18 protein-coding genes are annotated in these 18,706 nt (G+C 51.6%); 10 read left to right on the forward strand and 8 right to left on the reverse strand.

Going from position 1 to position 18,706, the window contains the following annotated elements; genetic code table 11:
- From hybO to L2097_RS20210, 3 genes are all read right to left on the reverse strand, one after another.
- Positions 1 to 1,128 carry a hydrogenase 2 small subunit gene (gene hybO / locus L2097_RS20200; RefSeq protein ID WP_085005770.1) on the reverse strand — a complete coding sequence of 376 codons (1,128 nt, stop codon included), beginning with the start codon at positions 1,126 to 1,128 and terminating at the stop codon, positions 1 to 3.
- A gap of 228 nt (positions 1,129 to 1,356) precedes the next feature.
- Positions 1,357 to 1,644, reverse strand: coding sequence for a DUF2623 family protein (locus L2097_RS20205; protein ID WP_047373118.1), 288 nt, complete (start codon positions 1,642 to 1,644; stop codon positions 1,357 to 1,359).
- A 65-nt stretch (positions 1,645 to 1,709) separates the two neighbouring features.
- The gene (locus L2097_RS20210) at positions 1,710 to 3,359 is read right to left on the reverse strand and encodes a methyl-accepting chemotaxis protein (RefSeq protein WP_047373117.1); all 1,650 of its coding nucleotides are present in this window, start codon (positions 3,357 to 3,359) and stop codon (positions 1,710 to 1,712) included.
- 1,128 nt (positions 3,360 to 4,487) lie between these two features.
- Here L2097_RS20210 and L2097_RS20215 point away from each other — a divergent pair.
- The 3 genes from L2097_RS20215 (at position 4,488) to L2097_RS20225 (ending at position 8,107) form a co-directional block, all read left to right on the forward strand.
- Positions 4,488 to 5,528: an aldo/keto reductase gene (locus L2097_RS20215; protein ID WP_250353567.1), complete on the forward strand. Its 1,041-nt coding sequence runs from the start codon at positions 4,488 to 4,490 to the stop codon at positions 5,526 to 5,528.
- Positions 5,529 to 5,741: 213 nt separating this feature from the next.
- Positions 5,742 to 6,968 (forward strand): ATP-grasp domain-containing protein, encoded by a 1,227-nt coding sequence (locus tag L2097_RS20220; RefSeq protein ID WP_250353568.1) that lies wholly within the window; start codon positions 5,742 to 5,744, stop codon positions 6,966 to 6,968.
- A 26-nt stretch (positions 6,969 to 6,994) separates the two neighbouring features.
- Positions 6,995 to 8,107: a phosphoserine transaminase gene (locus L2097_RS20225; RefSeq protein WP_047373114.1), complete on the forward strand. Its 1,113-nt coding sequence runs from the start codon at positions 6,995 to 6,997 to the stop codon at positions 8,105 to 8,107.
- A 48-nt stretch (positions 8,108 to 8,155) separates the two neighbouring features.
- Here L2097_RS20225 and L2097_RS20230 read toward each other — a convergent pair whose 3' ends face one another.
- The gene (locus L2097_RS20230) at positions 8,156 to 8,662 is read right to left on the reverse strand and encodes an ESA_00282 family adhesion-associated protein (RefSeq protein WP_047373113.1); all 507 of its coding nucleotides are present in this window, start codon (positions 8,660 to 8,662) and stop codon (positions 8,156 to 8,158) included.
- A 103-nt stretch (positions 8,663 to 8,765) separates the two neighbouring features.
- On the opposite strand from L2097_RS20230, the gene L2097_RS20235 reads away from it, so the two are divergent.
- Together L2097_RS20235 and L2097_RS20240 are read left to right on the forward strand one after the other, a co-directional pair.
- Positions 8,766 to 9,170: a hypothetical protein gene (locus tag L2097_RS20235; protein WP_085005772.1), complete on the forward strand. Its 405-nt coding sequence runs from the start codon at positions 8,766 to 8,768 to the stop codon at positions 9,168 to 9,170.
- Complete coding sequence (locus L2097_RS20240) at positions 9,163 to 9,633, forward strand: cytoplasmic protein (protein ID WP_142517486.1); 471 nt, start codon at positions 9,163 to 9,165, stop codon at positions 9,631 to 9,633. The genes L2097_RS20235 and L2097_RS20240 overlap by 8 nt, the downstream gene beginning before the upstream one ends.
- Before the next feature lie 200 nt (positions 9,634 to 9,833).
- On the opposite strand, the gene exbD is transcribed toward L2097_RS20240, so the two are convergent.
- Together exbD and exbB are read right to left on the reverse strand one after the other, a co-directional pair.
- Positions 9,834 to 10,259, reverse strand: a complete 426-nt coding sequence (gene exbD / locus L2097_RS20245) for a TonB system transport protein ExbD (protein ID WP_047373110.1) — start codon at positions 10,257 to 10,259, stop codon at positions 9,834 to 9,836.
- Between the two features lie 6 nt (positions 10,260 to 10,265).
- The gene (gene exbB / locus L2097_RS20250) at positions 10,266 to 11,000 is read right to left on the reverse strand and encodes a tol-pal system-associated acyl-CoA thioesterase (RefSeq protein ID WP_047373109.1); all 735 of its coding nucleotides are present in this window, start codon (positions 10,998 to 11,000) and stop codon (positions 10,266 to 10,268) included.
- Between the two features lie 252 nt (positions 11,001 to 11,252).
- On the opposite strand from exbB, the gene metC reads away from it, so the two are divergent.
- Positions 11,253 to 12,440, forward strand: coding sequence for a cystathionine beta-lyase (gene metC / locus L2097_RS20255; RefSeq protein ID WP_047373108.1), 1,188 nt, complete (start codon positions 11,253 to 11,255; stop codon positions 12,438 to 12,440).
- Positions 12,441 to 12,571: 131 nt separating this feature from the next.
- The gene (locus L2097_RS20260; protein ID WP_047373107.1) at positions 12,572 to 13,231 is read left to right on the forward strand and encodes a DedA family protein; all 660 of its coding nucleotides are present in this window, start codon (positions 12,572 to 12,574) and stop codon (positions 13,229 to 13,231) included.
- A gap of 40 nt (positions 13,232 to 13,271) precedes the next feature.
- Here L2097_RS20260 and L2097_RS20265 read toward each other — a convergent pair whose 3' ends face one another.
- Complete coding sequence (locus tag L2097_RS20265) at positions 13,272 to 14,171, reverse strand: AraC family transcriptional regulator (RefSeq protein WP_250353569.1); 900 nt, start codon at positions 14,169 to 14,171, stop codon at positions 13,272 to 13,274.
- A gap of 193 nt (positions 14,172 to 14,364) precedes the next feature.
- Here L2097_RS20265 and yqhD point away from each other — a divergent pair, with 193 nt between their 5' ends.
- From yqhD to L2097_RS20280, 3 genes are all read left to right on the forward strand, one after another.
- A complete protein-coding gene (yqhD, locus tag L2097_RS20270; protein ID WP_047373105.1) occupies positions 14,365 to 15,528 on the forward strand; it encodes an alcohol dehydrogenase in 1,164 nt (387 codons plus the stop codon).
- 101 nt (positions 15,529 to 15,629) lie between these two features.
- On the forward strand, positions 15,630 to 16,457 hold the full coding sequence (gene dkgA / locus L2097_RS20275; RefSeq protein WP_047373104.1) for a 2,5-didehydrogluconate reductase DkgA: 828 nt from the start codon (positions 15,630 to 15,632) through the stop codon (positions 16,455 to 16,457).
- A gap of 204 nt (positions 16,458 to 16,661) precedes the next feature.
- Entirely contained in the window at positions 16,662 to 18,116 is a 1,455-nt protein-coding gene (locus L2097_RS20280) for a DASS family sodium-coupled anion symporter (RefSeq protein ID WP_047373103.1), read from the forward strand.
- A gap of 46 nt (positions 18,117 to 18,162) precedes the next feature.
- Here the strand turns inward: L2097_RS20280 and L2097_RS20285 are convergent, their stop codons facing one another.
- Positions 18,163 to 18,633 carry a carboxypeptidase-like regulatory domain-containing protein gene (locus tag L2097_RS20285; RefSeq protein WP_250353570.1) on the reverse strand — a complete coding sequence of 157 codons (471 nt, stop codon included), beginning with the start codon at positions 18,631 to 18,633 and terminating at the stop codon, positions 18,163 to 18,165.
- Positions 18,634 to 18,706 lie beyond the last annotated feature (73 nt).

Consider the following 18,706-nt stretch of genomic DNA (forward strand, 5'->3'; position numbering starts at 1 on the left):
TCACTCTCCCTGTGAGTCAGCGTTGTTTTTCTTTTGTTGGCGGCCCAGCTCGCGCACCGTCATTACCCCGACGCCTGCCAGTAATCCCACCACACCGCCAAGCAGGCCGACAGCAGAAGCCGACATCACGCCGCCTTCTTTGCTGTTCACCTGTGGTTTATCAACGCGCGGCGTGGTGTTCTCAACGTGTGCCAGTTGGTGAATGCCTTTGTGGAAGCCAACGCCTTCTTCGTTGCAGCCATAGCAGGGGTGACCAATGGAAACCGGCCAGACGCCGCCCACATCGCAAAATTGCAGTGTTGAACAGTTACCCCAGGTTTCCGGACCTTTACAGCCTAAATGGTAGAGACACCAGCCTTCACGATGACCATCATCGCCAAACTCTTTGGCAAAGCGTCCGGCGTCGAAATGGGGACGTCGTTCGCAATGTTCGTGAATCAGGCGACCATAGGCAAAGAGCGGACGATTTTTCGCGTCGAGCTTCGGCGGTTTGCCAAAGGTGATGATGTGCGCCACGGTGGCGAGGAAATTATGTGGGTTTGGCGGGCAACCCGGAATGTTAATCACCGTTTTACCGGGCAGCACTTCTTGCAGACCCACCGCCCCGGTTGGGTTGACCCCGGCTGCGGCAACACCGCCCCATGCCGAACAGGAACCAATCGCGATAATCGCCGCGGCATTTTCCGCCGCTTTACGGATATGGTCGATAATCGGTTCGCCCGCCACCATACAGTAAATACCGTTGTCTTTGAGCGGAATCGACCCATCCACCACCAGAACATACTGCCCTTTATAGGTTTCCAGAGCGTGATGTTTGTTCTCTTCAACCTGGTGACCAAACGCAGCACTCAGAACTTCGTGGTACTCCAGCGAGATGGTTTCCAGTACCAGGTTTTCAACGGTGGGATGCGTTGCGCGCAAGAGTGATTCAGTACACCCTGTACACTCCTGCGCGCCAATCCAGACCACGGGTGGACGCTTATTCTGGGTAACGGCCTGCGCCATCTTCGCAGCAGCATTACTGCTAAGCCCCATCGTGGCCGCCAGCGCGGTACAAAGCTTCATAAAATCGCGACGATTAATGCCGCAGGAGGTAAAAGACGTCAGTTGAGGAATTTCGTCAGCCATGCATTGTCATTCCTTTGCCAAAAATTAACCCTGCTTTTACCCTGGTTTTCGATCAGAGTTGTGCGTGTGCGATCAAGTAATCACACAAAAACTGTGGCTATATATAGAAAAAATTCAATATCGGAGCAACAGATCACATTGATTTTGGAAATGAAATAAAAAAAGCCGCATCCGGAGATACGGCTTCTTAAAAGAGGTAAATATCGCTGAAAGCATTCGGCAATGAACTTAACGTTCGACCCGATAACCCGCCATAAAGAAACGGATTACCGTGCTGGAATGACTCTCACGAAAAAAATCCATGATCATCTCTTTATCCAGTCCATAACGTCGCGTCAGCACACCTGCTTCCCAGGCGCTTAACTGCCTGTCACCGGTTTTTTCGAACATGCGATGCGAAAAACCGAGCACAAAACCGCGTTTATAGTCAGAACAAAAATGCGCAACGCGACTGGCCTCATCCGCCTGTATTGCTTTAAGCCCTGCCATCAAGCCTTTGCCAAAATGGTTTTCCATTCTTACTGCCCTCAATCGATATATACATAACTATATAGCGATATTTTGAGCAGTGATAGCGTTATTTAAAACGCGACCCATTCATCTGCCGAAGCAGCAGCTTTCTTAGCGGTACCGCGCAGTGCAGGGGTTTTCACTGGCATCGGCGCGGCGACGTTAACCTGCTCATCAGCAGACAAACGGAACTGCTGTACAGAGCGCTGCAACTCTTCTGTTTGACGTTCGAGCGCAGCAGCCGCAGCAGAAACTTGTTCTACCAGCGAGGCGTTCTGCTGGGTAACGCTATCCATCTGCGTAATGGCGGTGCCCACCTGAGAAATGCCTTTGCTCTGCTCGGCGGATGCGGCCGCAATCTGTTTCATGATGGTGGTGACTTCGGTAACCGCACGCAGAATGCCTTCCATGGTCGTGCCGGTGTCATTGACCAGTTTGGATCCTTTCTCCACGCGGCTGACGGAGTCCGCGATCAGCGACTCGATCTCTTTCGCCGCGCCCGCGCTTCGGCTGGCGAGGTTACGCACTTCGCCTGCCACTACCGCAAAGCCGCGCCCCTGCTCGCCCGCACGTGCCGCTTCAACGGCGGCGTTAAGCGCCAGGATATTGGTCTGGAAAGCAATGCTGTTAATGACCGTGGTGATTTCGGCAATTTTCTTCGAGCTTTGAGAGATACCATCCATCGTGCTGATAACTTCATCAACCAGCGCCCCGCCTTTGCTCGCCGTGGAGGAGGCGACATCGGCCAGTTCACTTGCCTGACTGGCGTTGTCGGCGTTCAGTTTTACCGTTGCCGTCAGTTGTTCCATGCTGGCCGCCGTCTGTTCCAGGGCAGCCGCCTGCTCTTCGGTTCGGGAAGAGAGGTCATTGTTACCGCTTGAAATCTCCGTCGCGCCGCGCCAGATATTTTCACTGCCGTTACGGATAGAGCTGACCGCATCACGCAGGCTATCCTGAGTCGCACGCAGTAAGGGCACAACACGCCCTACGCAATTGCGACCAAAATCGGGGATTGGTTGGCTAAGGTCGCCCTGCGCCATTTTCGTGAAATGATCGCGGATGGCATCCAACGGCCTCACCAGCATGGCCACCAGGTAGCGGTCAGTGAATAACAGAATCAGTAACCCCAGCACCATTGCCACGATAATAATCACACGGGTGATATAGGTCTGAGTGTCAACCATCACGCGAGTTTCATCGAGACTGGCACCAGCCGCTTTGTTAAAGCTGTCAGTGGTTGCGCCAAATGCCCGGCTCAAGGCTGGCGTCACGTTGTTTGCCTGCTGACGATAGGCTTCAACCGAGCCCTGCTGGGCCGCCTGCATCTGCGGTGTGATGCCCTGATCAAGCAGCGCCTGCCAGGCCGCGATCACCTGCTCTGATACCTTCGGATCCATCGGTCCTGGCGAGATAGCTTTAAATTCGGTGAGTTTTTTCGCCATGCTTTCAAGCGACTGCTGCGCAGGAGCAAAATCGACTGCACCGCCTGCGGTTTTTGTCTCCATCGCACGACTCAGGCGCGTAACAAAACGGAAGTATTGGTCATTGCCCTGGCTAAGCAATGTCATTTGAGACACCAGTTGGCGATCGACTTCATTGCCATCTGATACTTTTGAAAGAGAGAAAACGCTATACAAACCGACACCGGACCACAGCAGGCCAAAAAGGCCCAGGATCACCAGCATGACGATTCGGATAGTAAAGTTTTGAAGCATACGCATAATTATTTCCTTGCAGTGAAGGGACATGCTTACTCGAAAGTGAGAGTTAATTCCTTTATCGGCACCATTCAGGAAACATGTATGGTTCAAAGTAAAAAATTGATCACAAAATGTGCAATAATTGTCCATATGAAAAGATGACTTCTTACTGCTTACGGATGTTATTTTTTGACAAGTAAAGACGATTTATCAATCATTTCTTAAGGTTAGCAACCTAACTAAACCATAGGTAACTGCCTTATATCATGAGAGAAATTTATTACCCCCACATCAGTTCTGTACCGTAGATTAAATTAACGCAATTCCCATAAATAAAATAAAAGGAATAAAAACCTCCCAGGATGACATTTAAAAATCATACTAACCGACAGCAAAAAAAGAAAAGTATGCACACCACGAGTGGATTAAAAATGAAAATAAGAATGCTAAAAAAATATAAAAAATCGCATTAAACATATCGCTAACAATAATAAAAAAGGGGTCTTACCTCCCCATTATAAGTGCCATAAAGGCATGTTTTTGTTACCCGTAATGGTGACAAAAGACAGGATTCACCGCAACGCCCGGAGCAATCCATAACAAACTGATTAAAAAGGAATAAATTACATAGCACGTTGTGCTAAAAGTGACACAGGCCAGGCAGTATGGTGAGGCACGCGGGATACAAAAAGTTACTTCAGACATATTCGGATAAATATAATTTATCGTTTATCCGTCTAACGGTTGCAGCGATTCCCGAACGTCATAACCTAAGAATTTTCTCAGAAAAGTTGCGCATCTTCCGAAAATGCTCATCGCCCCCATCACCGCCAGTGCTGACGATATGAAGCATTTGCGCAAGTCTATTTTGCCTTACCGTGACGCTTTTAGCGCTATATTGCAGCGAAGGTCCGGGCCTCCTCATCGGCTTACGTTTCGACCATCCATTGAGCATCTGATAATTTCGTACTGAAATTATTATCAGAAGAGATACTGTCGAAGAGACTTTTCACATCAGTCAGGCAAAACATACCGTCGTGTGCTTGCCCAACAATCATCCGCATTAAAAACACAAAGTCTTGTTGTGACACGATGGCAATATAGAATAAAACACGGTTTCGACCCTACACCTACAAGAAAGGAGACATCATGTCCTGGTTTGCCAACCCTGCTCGCTATGAGCAGATGCAGTATCGTTACTGCGGTAAGAGCGGCCTGCGCCTGCCCGCATTATCGCTGGGTTTGTGGCACAGCTTCGGCCATGTTCATGCCCTTGATTCCCAACGCGCCCTGTTGCGTAAAGCCTTTGATTTAGGCATCACCCACTTTGACTTAGCCAATAACTACGGGCCGCCTCCAGGTAGCGCAGAAGAGAACTTTGGTCGTTTGCTGCGTGAAGATTTCGCCGCTTACCGCGATGAGTTGGTGATATCCACTAAAGCGGGTTACGACATGTGGCCCGGTCCGTACGGTTCCGGCGGCTCCCGTAAGTACTTACTCGCCAGCCTCGATCAAAGCCTGAAACGCATGGGGCTGGACTATGTCGATATCTTCTATTCGCACCGTGTCGATGAGAATACACCGATGGAAGAGACTGCCGCGGCGCTGGCCCAGGCCGTACAGAGCGGTAAAGCACTCTATGTCGGCATCTCGTCTTATTCAACGCCGCGAACCCAGGCAATGGTCGCCTTGCTACGCGAGTGGAAGATCCCCCTGTTGATCCACCAGCCTTCTTATAATTTGCTTAACCGCTGGGTCGATAAAACGGGCTTACTGGATACGCTCGAAGCCAGTGGCGTTGGCTGCATCGCCTTTACCCCGCTGGCTCAGGGGTTGTTGACCGGAAAATACCTTAACGGCATCCCGGAAGGCTCACGGATGCAGAAAGAAGGGAAAAAGGTTCGCGGCCTGTCGGAAAAAATGCTGACCGAAGCCAACCTGAGCAGCCTGCGGTTGCTCAACGAGATGGCCAGCGCGCGCGGTCAGTCCATGGCGCAGATGGCGCTGAGCTGGCTATTGAAAGACCCTCGCGTCACCTCGGTATTGATCGGCGCAAGCCGTCCAGAACAACTGGAAGAAAACGTCCTGGCGTTAAATAATCTGACGTTCAGTGAGCAAGAACTGGCACAGATTGATAAGCATGTCGCCGACGGTGAACTCAACCTCTGGCAAGCTTCCTCCGATAAGTAAAACAAGAAGGGGGCGCAGCTCCCTTCATTTATTACCATTCAGGTGGTTTATGAGCGATAAAGAGAAAAATTCGCAATATTCACCCCGGCATTAACGCACTTTCAGCGGGTAACTCCCGTTATCCCGCTTTTTATCCCCGCTAATCACCGCATTGCTCTCTGGTTATTTATAGCATCATAAGTCATATCGACTGTATAACCCGAGGCACTCAGTATGTCGTTAACGTCAGAGCCGGAAGCTCAATCGTTGCCATTCCTGGGAATGGCGCCGTTTTTACGTATGAGCATCGCAGGTGTTGACTTCTCCTCTATGACACAAGAAATGATCGCTCTTGCGGAAAAAACGCCGGAAGATGCGACCCTGTGGATGAACCTGGCCATCGCTATGATGAGCCTAAAGCACGAAGAGTCAGGTCTGCAAATTCAAAACCAGGCGCTGCAAATGCAACGCGTCTACCACTGGCATGCGCGTCAGCCGACAAAACTGCGCGTACTGCTGCTGATGGTGCCGGGTAATCTTTCGGCCAATATTCCGCTCGACTGCCTGCTTGAAGACAGCGACATCGATCTTATCCATTACTATGTGGATCCCGGCGCGCCGTACCCGTTGACCTCCCCTGTGCCGGAGCACGATCTGGTCATGGTGGCCATCGGCGCCAGCGACGAGCAAGCTGCCGTTTTACAGCGCCTGGAAAACGTACTTCACGACTGGCCGAAGCCGGTTCTGAACTCACCTCAAAATGTCCCCAATTCTGAGCGACACAACGCCAGCATTCTGCTGCAAAACGTACCCGGTCTGGTGATCTGTCCGGCGCTGCATATCAGCCGCCAGTCCCTGCAGTCTGTGGCTGCGGGAGAAAAGTCCGTGTCTGATATTGCCGACGATCACGCATTCCCGATTATTCTGCGTCCTGTCGGCAGCCACGGCGGCCATGGTCTGCAAAAAGTGGATGACCGCGAGGCCGTCGCTTCCTATCTGCAGCACCACGAAGGCGATATGTTTTTTCTGTCGCGTTTCGTTGATTACAGCAATGACGACGGTCTGTTCCGCAAAATGCGCCTGGTGCTGATCGACGGCAAAGCGTATGCCTGCCATATGGGCGTGTCGTCCAACTGGATGATTCATTACGTCAACGCAGGCATGTACGAAGACGAAAACAAGCGCGCCCAGGAAGCTCGCTTCCTGAACGAATTCGCTGATTTTGCCGCACGTCACCATGATGCCCTGGAGGCAATCAGCCAGCGCACAGGCCTTGAGTACATCGGTATCGACTGTGCCGAGACACAGAGCGGCGAATTACTGATTTTTGAAATCGATCCGGCGATGGTCGTACACGCCATGGACGACGAAGAGATGTTTCCCAACAAGCAGATTCATATGCATAAAGTCAAAACTGCGATGCGGGAAATGCTGTTACAACGAGCCGGTAAAACGCTCTAACCCATTTATGCTACACAGGTATGAACATGTCATTGAATCCGAATAACGCACTGAATTTCTCCGGCGGCCCGGGCGCACTGCCCGAGGTAGTTTTAAACCAGGTCCAACAGGCGATCATTAATGTCCCGGAAGCGGGGCTGTCCATTCTTGGCATCAGCCACCGTTCAGACTGGTTTGAAAATGTGGTGCGCGAAACCGAAAACAATATTCGCACGCTGTTGGGTCTGCCTTCCGACTACCACATCCTGTTCCTGCAGGGGGGTGCGACGCAGCAGTTCTCTATGGTCCCGATGACCATGCTGCGGGGGAAAAAACACCCGGCAGAATATTTTGATACCGGCTACTGGAGCCGTAAAGTGGTGACCGAAGCTATGCGTGAAGGCCCGGTTCGCGTCATCTGGAGTGGCGAGCAGCATGGTTATCGCCGTCTGCCAACCGATGAAGAATTAGATTTTTCGCCGGACGCGCCCTACATTCACTATGTCTCGAATGAGACGGTAGAAGGTCTGCAGTTCAATCGTATTCTGGGTCGTGACGATGTGCCGCGCGTCTGTGATATGTCTTCTGACTTTTTGTCGAAGCCGTGTGAAGCGGATAAATTCTCGCTGATTTATGCCCATGCGCAGAAAAACATTGGCCCGGCAGGCGTTACCATCGTACTGGTTCGCGACAGCGTGGTACAAAACGCCCCGGATAACCTGCCGTCATTCCTGGATTATCGCCGCCAGGTTGAGTCTCATTCGAACTTCAACACCCCGCCGGTCTTCGCAATTTATGTTGTCTTGCTGGTCACCCGCTGGCTGCTCAATGAGGTCGGTGGGCTGGAAAACATGGCGCAAATCAACCAGCAAAAAGCGAAATTACTGTATGGCCTGATTGACGGTAGCAACGATTTCTACCGTCCGTGGGGTGAAGCGGCTTTCCGTTCTGATATGAATGTTGCATTCAATTTGCCAACCAAAGATCTGGAAGCGTTATTCCTGAATGAAGCAACAGCCGCCGGATTCTCCGGCCTGGGTGGTCACCGTGCCATTGGCGGCGTGCGCGCCTCAATCTATAACGCGCTAACGCTCGGGGCGGTAGAGAAACTGACCGGCTTTATGGAAGATTTCCGCTTCAAACACCACGCGAAATATTAATCCCCCTTGACCACTGCTGCTCCGGCAGCAGTGGCTCGTCATGACGAGTTACACCTCTGCCGGGTCGATCTCCGGGCGCTTATATTCTGGCCATACCAACACAACCAGTTCCGGGTAGGCTTCCATACTGAACTCGCGAAAACACTGGCGCAGGTTCAAAACGTCAAGGTCGGAGTACATCACTTTTTCGCCGTTTAAACAGCGCTTTTTAATATTGTCATAATACTTGTACACAGCGGAATTGAGATCGCTGCAACGGCGCTGCGCCTCAAATAACCCTGGTACGCTATTAAGCTCCGCCATGTTCATACGCTTAATCGTCGCATGAAGAAAATCGATATATTCGTGATTTACTCGCCAGTACCACACCGGGGTAATGGCATTCATTAGCATTGCGAAATGGTCTTCGCCCTCCTCTTTGGACAGAGGCTTAGCTTGCTGGGCCAACGTTTCAGTTTCATCTACGGACGGCTTTTTATTGTTTTCGCGCATCAATAAAAGTACGCCGCCCGTTAACAGCAATAAAATGACAACAGAATAATAAATACTGTTCATATGCAGGCTCCATTTTTTTTGATTTTAAAAGTGCGCCATGATATTGTCAACGAACCTCACGCCCAAACTTCGCCTACCTTATTGATATTAAAGGATATTGGAAATGCTCCCCGAGAATCTTGTCCCGGCTCGATTTCACATTTCTGTTACGGAAACAGAACCGGGAGAAGCAGAAAAAGATACTAATTTAACTCAGGGAAAAAGAACGCTCTCTGATTATGCCAGCGATATATTAGCGAACGCCAATCGTACCGGGCAGTCGCGGAATATGTTGCTTGAAGAGCGCGATCGTCATATAAAAGACCGATTATATCGTGTGGTAAAAATCGAAACTTTTGCCCGCCTGCTGAACGATTTGCAAGCCGAAGGCGAGATTGATGCTCAGGCATTAAGCCAAATAATTTCCGAAAAGACCAAACAAATTAATGAGGCCGGAAATGAAATTTGGCTTAATCTCATTACCCGCGAAAAAGATACGCCTTTGTTTTATAAACTAGGGGATGAATGACGTGGAGAAAATAGATAATAACGACGTTTATTTGACTTTAGACAATCAACCCAGCGACGAATTTATCTTAAAGCAAAATATTGATGCGCTCATTCAAAGTAAGAATGCCACTATCCAGCGCATTGCCCATGAGCTCATCTCCATCCCCGCAGCCCTCGTGCGCCTGAAGTGGCAAAATCGCCGGGAAATCTATGCTTTTCAGGTGAAAGAAGAGATCTATGGTGCGACCATTAACGCTATCGTGCAGGAACGTCCTGACCTGCTGGAAAAAGTAATGGCCAGACTGGAAGCCAATTACCAGCATATTCTTGCCAGAGAGACAGCAACCCTGCGTATCAGCCGCAAACTTGCCGATGCAGAATACCGTACCGCAGTTGTGACTACCGTCGCGCCTGAGGAAAAAACCACGCCAGAAGACGCTGTAACGCCCCTCACCTCAGAGCCTGCGCAAGCGCAGAAATAACCTTATAATCCCCCCTGTTACTATCAATAATTATTCACCCTATTTGATTATTCACTGAATAATCCCCGCGTTTAATGATTTACACATTCTTAAGTGCAAATTAAACATCCCTAAAATAATGCGTTATAGCGTTAGCTGAGCGGGATCCTGAAATGAAAAAGGCCGGCCCACAGGCCAGCCTTAATAAGCAAACGCGAGGGTTACTTCGCGGCTGCGGTCTCTTCTCCGACCAGGCCAATTTTGAGATATCCCGCGCGATGCAGGGTATCCATCACCTTCATAATGGTTTCGTAGTCAACGGTCTTATCTGCGCGGAAGAAAACCGTCGTATCCTTCTTCCCTTCGGTGACAGCATTGAGCTCAGTAACCATCGTTTCATCGGTCACCGACTCGTTGCCAATAAACATGGTGTTATCCGCTTTTACGGACAGGTAAATCGGTTTTTCCGGGCGCGGCTGCGGCTGGCTGGTAGAAGCCGGCAGATTAACTTTCACATCTACCGTCGCAAGCGGCGCGGCCACCATGAAGATAATCAGCAGAACCAGCATAACGTCGATAAACGGCGTTACGTTGATTTCGTGCATTTCGCCGTTATCGTCGAGGTTTTCGTTAAGACGCATTGCCATGGGGCATTAACCTACTCGTAGTTTCTGGGCGGCGTGGACAGGTTTTGCAGAGGCGCTGGCAGCCAGGTCCAGGTCGCGGCTTTGCAGCAGCAGAACCTGTGCGGCAACATCACCGAGCGTCGCTTTATAACCGCCGATCATGCGGGCGAAGATGTTATAGATAACCACCGCAGGAATCGCTGCCACCAGGCCGATCGCAGTCGCCAACAGCGCTTCCGCGATACCCGGCGCGACCACAGCAAGGTTAGTGGTCTGCGTCTGGGCAATACCGATGAAGCTGTTCATGATACCCCATACGGTACCAAACAACCCCACAAACGGGGAGATGGCGCCGATAGTCGCCAGGTAACCATTGCCACGGCCCATATGACGGCCCGTAGCGGCAACGCGACGTTCCAGACGGAAGCCCGTACGCTCTTTAATGCCTTCGTTATCTTCGCTACCTGCGGACAACTCCAGCTCATTTTGGGCTTCGTTAAGTAACTGCGTACTCAGACTTCTGGCATGGAAAGAGGAGGCAATTTCACTGGCCTGATCCAGCGAACGGGCATCGGCCAATAATTGCTGCTCACGTTTCAGACGGCGTTTATGCGCAATCATCTCAGCACTTTTACTAAAGAAGATTGCCCAGGTGACCACTGATGCCAGCATCAACCCGATCATCACAATTTTTACTACGATGTCGGCATGTTGATACATACCCCAAACGGAAAGATCCGCCTGCATCAAATTATTACCCACTGTGTATCTCCACGACGCATATCACAAAATCTGAGCATAATAATATCAAAACATCGTCGAATTGATAGTAGTTCTCATTAGTATTTACATACTGCCGTAATATCCCCGCGTTTTCCTTGCGCTCACGCAGTAAAAAAGTCTCATAGCTGAATATTCATAAAATTTTATGCTTTATCAGAACGGGTATCGATGCATCACCTGGCATTCATGGTAGTCTGGACATCCAGACGTATAAAAACAGGTTAAGCGAACATGACGGCGAAGCATATTGATACTGCTCTGGTTAACGCGGGGCGCAGCAAAAAATACACGCAGGGTTCGGTGAATAGCGTTATTCAGCGAGCTTCCTCTCTGGTTTTCGATACGGTCGAGGCGAAAAAGCAGGCCACGCGCAACCGCGCGAAGGGCGAGCTTTTTTACGGACGTCGCGGCACGCTGACCCATTTCTCGTTACAGGAAGCCATGTGCGAGCTGGAAGGTGGCGCAGGCTGTGCTCTTTTCCCCTGCGGCGCAGCCGCGGTAGCCAATACCATTCTGGCGTTTGTCGAACAGGGCGACCATATCCTGATGACCAACACGGCCTATGAACCCACACAGGATTTCAGCACCAAAATCCTCGCCAAACTCGGGGTAACCACCAGCTGGTTTGACCCGATGATCGGCGCAAGCATTGTGCGTCTGATACAGCCCAATACCAAAATCGTGTTCCTCGAATCACCAGGTTCGATAACCATGGAAGTCCATGACGTGCCGGCAATCGTGCAGGCAGTCAGAAGCGTTGCGCCCGAGGCGATCATTATGATCGACAATACCTGGGCTGCGGGCATTCTCTTTAAGGCGCTTGAGTTCGATATCGATATTTCTATTCAGGCAGCCACCAAATACCTGATTGGTCACTCTGATGGCATGATTGGTACCGCGGTTTCCAACGCCCGCTGTTGGGATCAACTGCGCGAGAATGCCTATCTGATGGGGCAAATGGTCGATGCTGATACGGCGTATATGACCAGTCGCGGCCTGCGTACCCTTGGCGTACGCCTGCGTCAACATCATGAAAGCAGCCTGAAAATCGCACAGTGGCTGGCTTCGCACCCGCAAGTCGCGCAGGTTAACCATCCGGCGCTGCCAGGTAGCAAAGGACATGAGTTCTGGAAGCGCGATTTTAACGGCAGCAGCGGTCTGTTTTCCTTCATTCTGAACAAGCGTCTTAACAATGAAGAGATGGCAGCCTACCTCGATAATTTCTCGCTGTTCAGCATGGCCTACTCCTGGGGCGGGTATGAATCATTAATTCTGGCAAATCAACCGGAACAGATCGCAGCTATCCGTCCTGACGGCGGCGTGGATTTTAGCGGTACTCTGATTCGTGTTCATATTGGTCTGGAAGATGTTGATGATTTAATTGAAGATTTGGCTGCAGGTTTTCAGCGCATCGTATAAATTGTTAACTGCTTGTTGAAAATTCTCATTATGCCAGCAGAATACTCTGTATTAATTGCGCCTGGGATCAAGGTGTTTCGGGCGATAAGCGGGTACAATAGCCTTCTCTAAGCGGTACCACAGGAAAGTCCATGGCTGTAATTCAAGACATTATCGCTGCGCTCTGGCACCACGACTTTGCAGCGCTGGCGAATCCACATATTGTTGGCGTCGTTTATTTAGTGATGTTTGCCACTCTCTTTTTAGAAAACGGATTGCTTCCAGCCTCGTTTTTGCCTGGGGACAGTTTGCTTTTATTGGCTGGCGCGCTGGTGGCGCGTGGTTGCATGGACTACCTGTCGACACTCGTAATCCTGACTTCTGCCGCCAGCCTGGGCTGCTGGTTGAGCTACCTGCAGGGGCGCTGGCTGGGGAATACCCGCGTGGTGAAGAGTTGGCTGGCGCAGTTGCCGGAGAAATATCATCAGCGGGCGACCTGCATGTTTGACCGACACGGTTTGCTGGCGCTGTTGGCTGGGCGATTCCTGGCGTTCGTGCGCACCCTGCTGCCAACCATGGCCGGGATTTCAGGCTTATCCAGCCGCCGTTTCCAGCTTTTCAACTGGCTGAGCGGCCTGCTGTGGGTCGGCATGATCACCACGCTGGGCTACGCCATCAGCATGATCCCCTTTGTAAAACGCCACGAAGATCAGGTGATGACATTCCTGATGATTCTGCCGCTTTTCCTGCTGGTCGCCGGGCTGGTGGGCACCCTGGCCGTGGTGATTAAGAAAAAATACTGCAGCGCCTGATACTTTCCCTCTTTTCCTTCTCCCAAAAGGAGAAGGAAAATCAGCCCCCCTGCATCATACGAATACGCGCCGCATCTTCCCCCGGCGTGACGCCAAAATAGCGTTTAAACTCGCGGCTAAATTGCGACGGGCTTTCATAACCCACACGAATGGCCGCAGCGCTGGCCTTCATACCATCGTGGATCATCATCATCCGTGCTTTGTGCAGGCGGTAGCTTTTGAGGTACTGCAACGGCGAGGTGCTGGTCACCGATTTAAAGTTATGGTGAAACGCAGAGACGCTCATATTCGCCTCAGCAGCCAGTTCGTCGACGCTCAGGTTTTCTGTGTACTGGCTCTCAATGCGTTTAAGCACCCGGCTGATTAAGCTGAAATGGGTCTGGCGGCTGACCAACGCCAGTAATGCGCCGCCACGCGGCCCGATGAGCACGTGATAGAGCAGTTCACGAATGATCTGTTTACCCAGAATACGGGCGTCCAGCGGGCGTTCCATCACGTCGAGTAAACGTTCCGCCGCACACAGAATTTCCTCGGACAGGGTGGCAGAGTTGATACCGCTTGCCGCCATCGCGGGCTGGAAAGATTCATCTTCGCCGATATCCATCAACAGTTCCTGTAACTGCAGAATGTCGACGTTAAGGCGTAATCCCGCCAGCGGAACTTCTGGCGTTGCATAGGTTTCGCACTCAAACGGTAAAGGTACGGTAAGGAGTAAATATTCATTGGTATCGTAGCGAAACACACGCTCATTGATATAACCAATTTTATGGCCGGAGAAGAGAAAAACGATCCCCGGCTGATACATCACCGGGGTACGGGTTCCCGGCTCAGTGCCGTAAAGCAAACGGATATCCGGAAGCAGCGTGCTGAGATAATTTTCATTATTTTTCAGTGCGTTTACTTTTTGCGTTAATACCTGGCAAATCTCGTCACGGTTCATAACTCGCCGCTCCTTCACTGTTTTTTGACCGCTACAGTGTGCAATCTTTTGTGCGGTTTCTCCAGCGACCTGGAGAAACAGGCAAGACATCGGCAGAAATGTGCATTGAGAGGCAAGCCCGCCACGGCCACAATTAATGCCATCGGGCAGCATCCTGCCTGCTCTTCTATCACCCACCTAAAGGGAACGAGCAATGAACAACTTTAATCTCCATACCCCTACCCGCATCCTGTTTGGTAAAGGCGCGATTGCCGATTTGCGTGAACAAATTCCGGCAGACGCTCGCGTACTGATTACCTACGGCGGCGGTAGCGTGAAGAAAAACGGCGTGCTGGATCAGGTATATAGCGCGCTGGAAGGTCTGGATGTACGGGAATTCAGCGGCATCGAACCCAACCCGTCTTACGAAACCCTGATGAAAGCCGTCAAAATCGCCAAGGATGACAACATCACCTTCCTGCTGGCGGTCGGCGGCGGCTCTGTACTGGATGGCACCAAATTTATCGCCGCAGCGGCCCATTACGCCGATGGCGTGGACCCGTGGGAAATTCTGCAAACCTACGGCGGCAAAATCACCAGTGCGATCCCAATGGGCTCCGTGCTGACCCTGCCAGCCACCGGTTCCGAATCCAACAAAGGCGCAGTTATCTCCCGTAAAACCACCGGTGATAAACAAGCATTTATGTCTGAACACGTTCAGCCGATTTTTGCCGTGCTGGATCCGGTATACACCTACACCCTGCCGCCGCGTCAGGTGGCGAACGGCGTTGTCGATGCCTTTGTGCATACCGTTGAGCAATATGTCACTTACCCGGTGAACGGTAAAATTCAGGATCGCTTCGCCGAAGGTATTCTGCTGACGCTCATCGAAGAAGGCCCGAAAGCGCTGAAAGAACCGGAAAATTACGATGTTCGCGCCAACGTCATGTGGGCGGCCACCCAGGCGCTGAACGGCCTGATTGGCGCGGGCGTGCCGCAAGACTGGGCGACCCATATGCTTGGCCATGAACTGACGGCAATGCACGGTCTTGATCATGCCCAAACGCTGGCGATAGTGCTCCCTGCTTTGTGGAATGAAAAACGCGACACCAAACGCGCCAAATTGCTGCAATACGCAGAACGCGTCTGGAATATCACCGAAGGTTCCGAAGACAGCCGTATTGATGCCGCTATCGAAGCAACCCGTGGTTTCTTTGAACAGATGGGTGTACCGACTCGCCTGTCCGGTTACGGTCTGGACGGCAGTTCCATCCCGGCGCTGCTGGCAAAACTGGAAGAACACGGCATGACAAAACTCGGCGAACATCAGGACATTACCCTTGATGTCAGCCGTCGCATTTACGAAGCGGCACGCTAAGCTTTTTACTCCGCTGCCTTTCGTTTTTGGACTTTTCGTCCAGACTTAATGCACACAACCTTACCGGGACATGTCCCGGTAAGCTCATACAGGAGGAATGCATGACACATCCAACCGTGATTAAGCTTTCGGACGGCAATCTGATGCCGCAGCTGGGTCTTGGCGTGTGGAAAGCGGGCAATGAGGAAGTGGTTTCCGCCATTCACAAAGCGCTGGAAGTCGGCTATCGCTCTATCGATACCGCAGCCGCGTATAAAAATGAAGACGGCGTTGGCACGGCATTAAAAAGTGCAGGCGTTGCGCGTGATGACCTGTTCATTACCACAAAACTGTGGAATGACGATCAGAAACGCCCACAGGAAGCATTGCAGGAAAGCCTCGACAAACTCCAGCTTGATTATGTTGATCTCTACCTGATGCACTGGCCGGTCCCGGCTATCGACCACTATGTTGAGGCCTGGAAAGGAATGATCAAACTCCAGGAACAGGGACTGGTGAAGAGTATTGGGGTGTGTAATTTCCAGATTCATCATCTGCAGAAGCTGATTGATGAGACAAACGTGACCCCGGTTATTAACCAGATTGAGCTGCACCCTCTTTTGCAGCAGCGTCAGTTGCATGCCTGGAACGCCACGCACAAAATCCAGACCGAATCCTGGAGCCCGCTGGCACAGGGTGGCGAAGGGGTATTTGATCAGAAAATTATCCGCGAACTGGCGGATAAATATGGCAAAACCCCAGCACAGATTGTGATTCGCTGGCATCTGGACTGCGGCCTGATCGTGATCCCGAAATCCGTTACCCCGGCACGCATTGCCGAGAACTTTGACGTCTGGGATTTCCGTCTCGATAAAGACGAACTGGGCGAAATCGCCAGACTCGATCAGGGGAAACGTCTTGGCCCTGACCCGGATCAGTTCGGCGGCTAATTCTTTTTACTCCCCCCAGCCCGGCGCCCGCGTCGGGCTTTTTTTGCCATGAAATCAGAAACATCAGGAAACAATTTAACCACACTCTTCGTGTGTATTTGTTCACGTTTGTAGCGCAGCATAATTTATGCTGCAACAACATAATTACTCACGTTGATTATTTTTCCTCGACGTTTTATTTACATCATGTATAGGGATGACTTTATGGCTGAAAAAAATACGTCAGGAGTCCGATGGCTCCCTTTAATTATTATTGTTGTTATCGCCACCGGTCTCTGGCAGGTGGCACCCCCGGAAGGACTCAGCGCCCAGGCCTGGCATTCTGCCATTGTCTTTGTCGCGACCATTGCCTCAATCGTCGCTAAGGTGCTGCCTATTGGCGCTGTCGGCATCATCGGCATCACCGTGTTCGCCATCACTTACGCCGCCGGTGATAAAACGGCCAATGGCGCTATCCTCACGGCACTGAGTGAGTTAAACAGTTCACTTATCTGGCTTATCGTCGTTGCCTTTATGATCGCCCGCGGTTTTATCAAAACCGGACTTGGCCGACGCATCGCACTACAAATGATCCGCCTGCTCGGTAAGCGCACGCTCGGGCTGGCTTACGGTCTGGCGTTTGCCGATCTGATCCTCTCCCCCGCCATGCCAAGCAATACTGCGCGTTGCGGTGGCGTCATCTATCCTATTGCGGACTCACTGGCTCGCAGCTTTGACTCTCGTCCGGAAGATGAATCACGTAGCAAAATCGGCACCTTTCTCATTACCTGTATCGGCAACGTTAACGATGTCACCGCCGCGCTGTTTATGACCGGGTATACCGGCAACCTGCTGGCAGTGAAACTGGCGGCAAACGCTGGGGTGACGCTGACCTGGGGCGGCTGGTTCATCGCCGCGCTGGCCCCTTGCCTGGTCTCCTTACTGATTGTGCCGGTACTGGTTTACTGGATAACGCGTCCCGAAATCAAACACACCCCGGATGCGCCCGTCCTCGCGCAGCGTGAGCTGGCATTGATGGGGAAAATGAGCCGGGGCGAATGGCTGATGCTCGGCACCGTCCTGCTCCTGCTGATACTGTGGATCTTCGGCGATGCGCTGGGGGTGGATCCGACCACGGCATCCTTCGTCGGCCTGTCGGTGCTGTTACTTTCCGGGGTACTGAGCTGGGAAGATGTAAAAAGCGAGAAAGGAGCCTGGGATACACTAATCTGGTTTGCGGCGCTGCTGATGATGGCGAACCAGCTGAAAAAACTGGGCTTCACCACCTGGTTTGGCGGCGTGATTGGTGAAAGTATCGGTAACGCGATGGGCGGTACCAGTTGGGTGATAGTGCTGTTGCTGTTGAACGCAGCCTACTTCTACACCCACTACTTTTTCGCCAGCGGTAATGCGCAAATCGCCGCGCTGTATGCCGTCTTCCTCGGCGTAGGTATTCATCTGAATATTCCCGCCGCGCCGATGGCGCTGATGCTGGCATTTACCAGCAGCCTCTATTGTTCACTGACGCAATACACCCACGCACGCGGCCCCATTCTGTTTGGCGCCGGTTACGTGCCAACCGGTATCTGGTGGCGAACAGGGTTTTTAATCAGCCTGTTCAACCAGGCTGTATTTATGGTCATCGGCCTTGCCTGGTGGAAAATGTTGGGGCTGTACTGATTAGCCCTTTACGCCCGGCTTCACGGCCGGGCTGATTTGCGTAGTCTCACTCTGCCGCGCGGGATGCTTGCATATTTTTATACGGTACACGCTGGCAGATTTCCGGCGTTGTGCCCTCTTTTTCTGTCGGCAGCTGCGCCTGAGGTAACGTACACAACACGCCCACTTCCGACGGCCCCGAACCGTAAGGCCCACTCAGCCCATACGAGAACAAAACATCGTATTGCTGACCCTGCGCGCTGATAAGCAACCTGGAAAGGTTAATCTTATCGATTGGCCCAATGGGTAAAAAGAACGACCATTCGTGCTCGCCTGCAAAAGCGAAGAAACCGTTGCTATCGGTCACGGTGCTGGCGCCGGGACGATGACTTTTCAGCGTAATAGTGGCCGCAGGTATGGGTTTTCCTGTGCTATCCAACAGGCGGCCTTCCAGGGCGGGTTGAGACTGGGTGTAGGCAACGCACCCGCTTTGTAATAGCGCTAAAAGCGCGACACCCGGCCAGAATCGTGTTGCCATCACTCGCTCCTTGAATTCAGATGAACATCTCTTCATATATGAAGACTTACGCCTGCGCAAAGGCAATGCTACT

This window comes from Citrobacter sp. MNAZ 1397, from assembly GCF_023613995.1.
Lineage (GTDB): Bacteria > Pseudomonadota > Gammaproteobacteria > Enterobacterales > Enterobacteriaceae > Phytobacter > Phytobacter ursingii.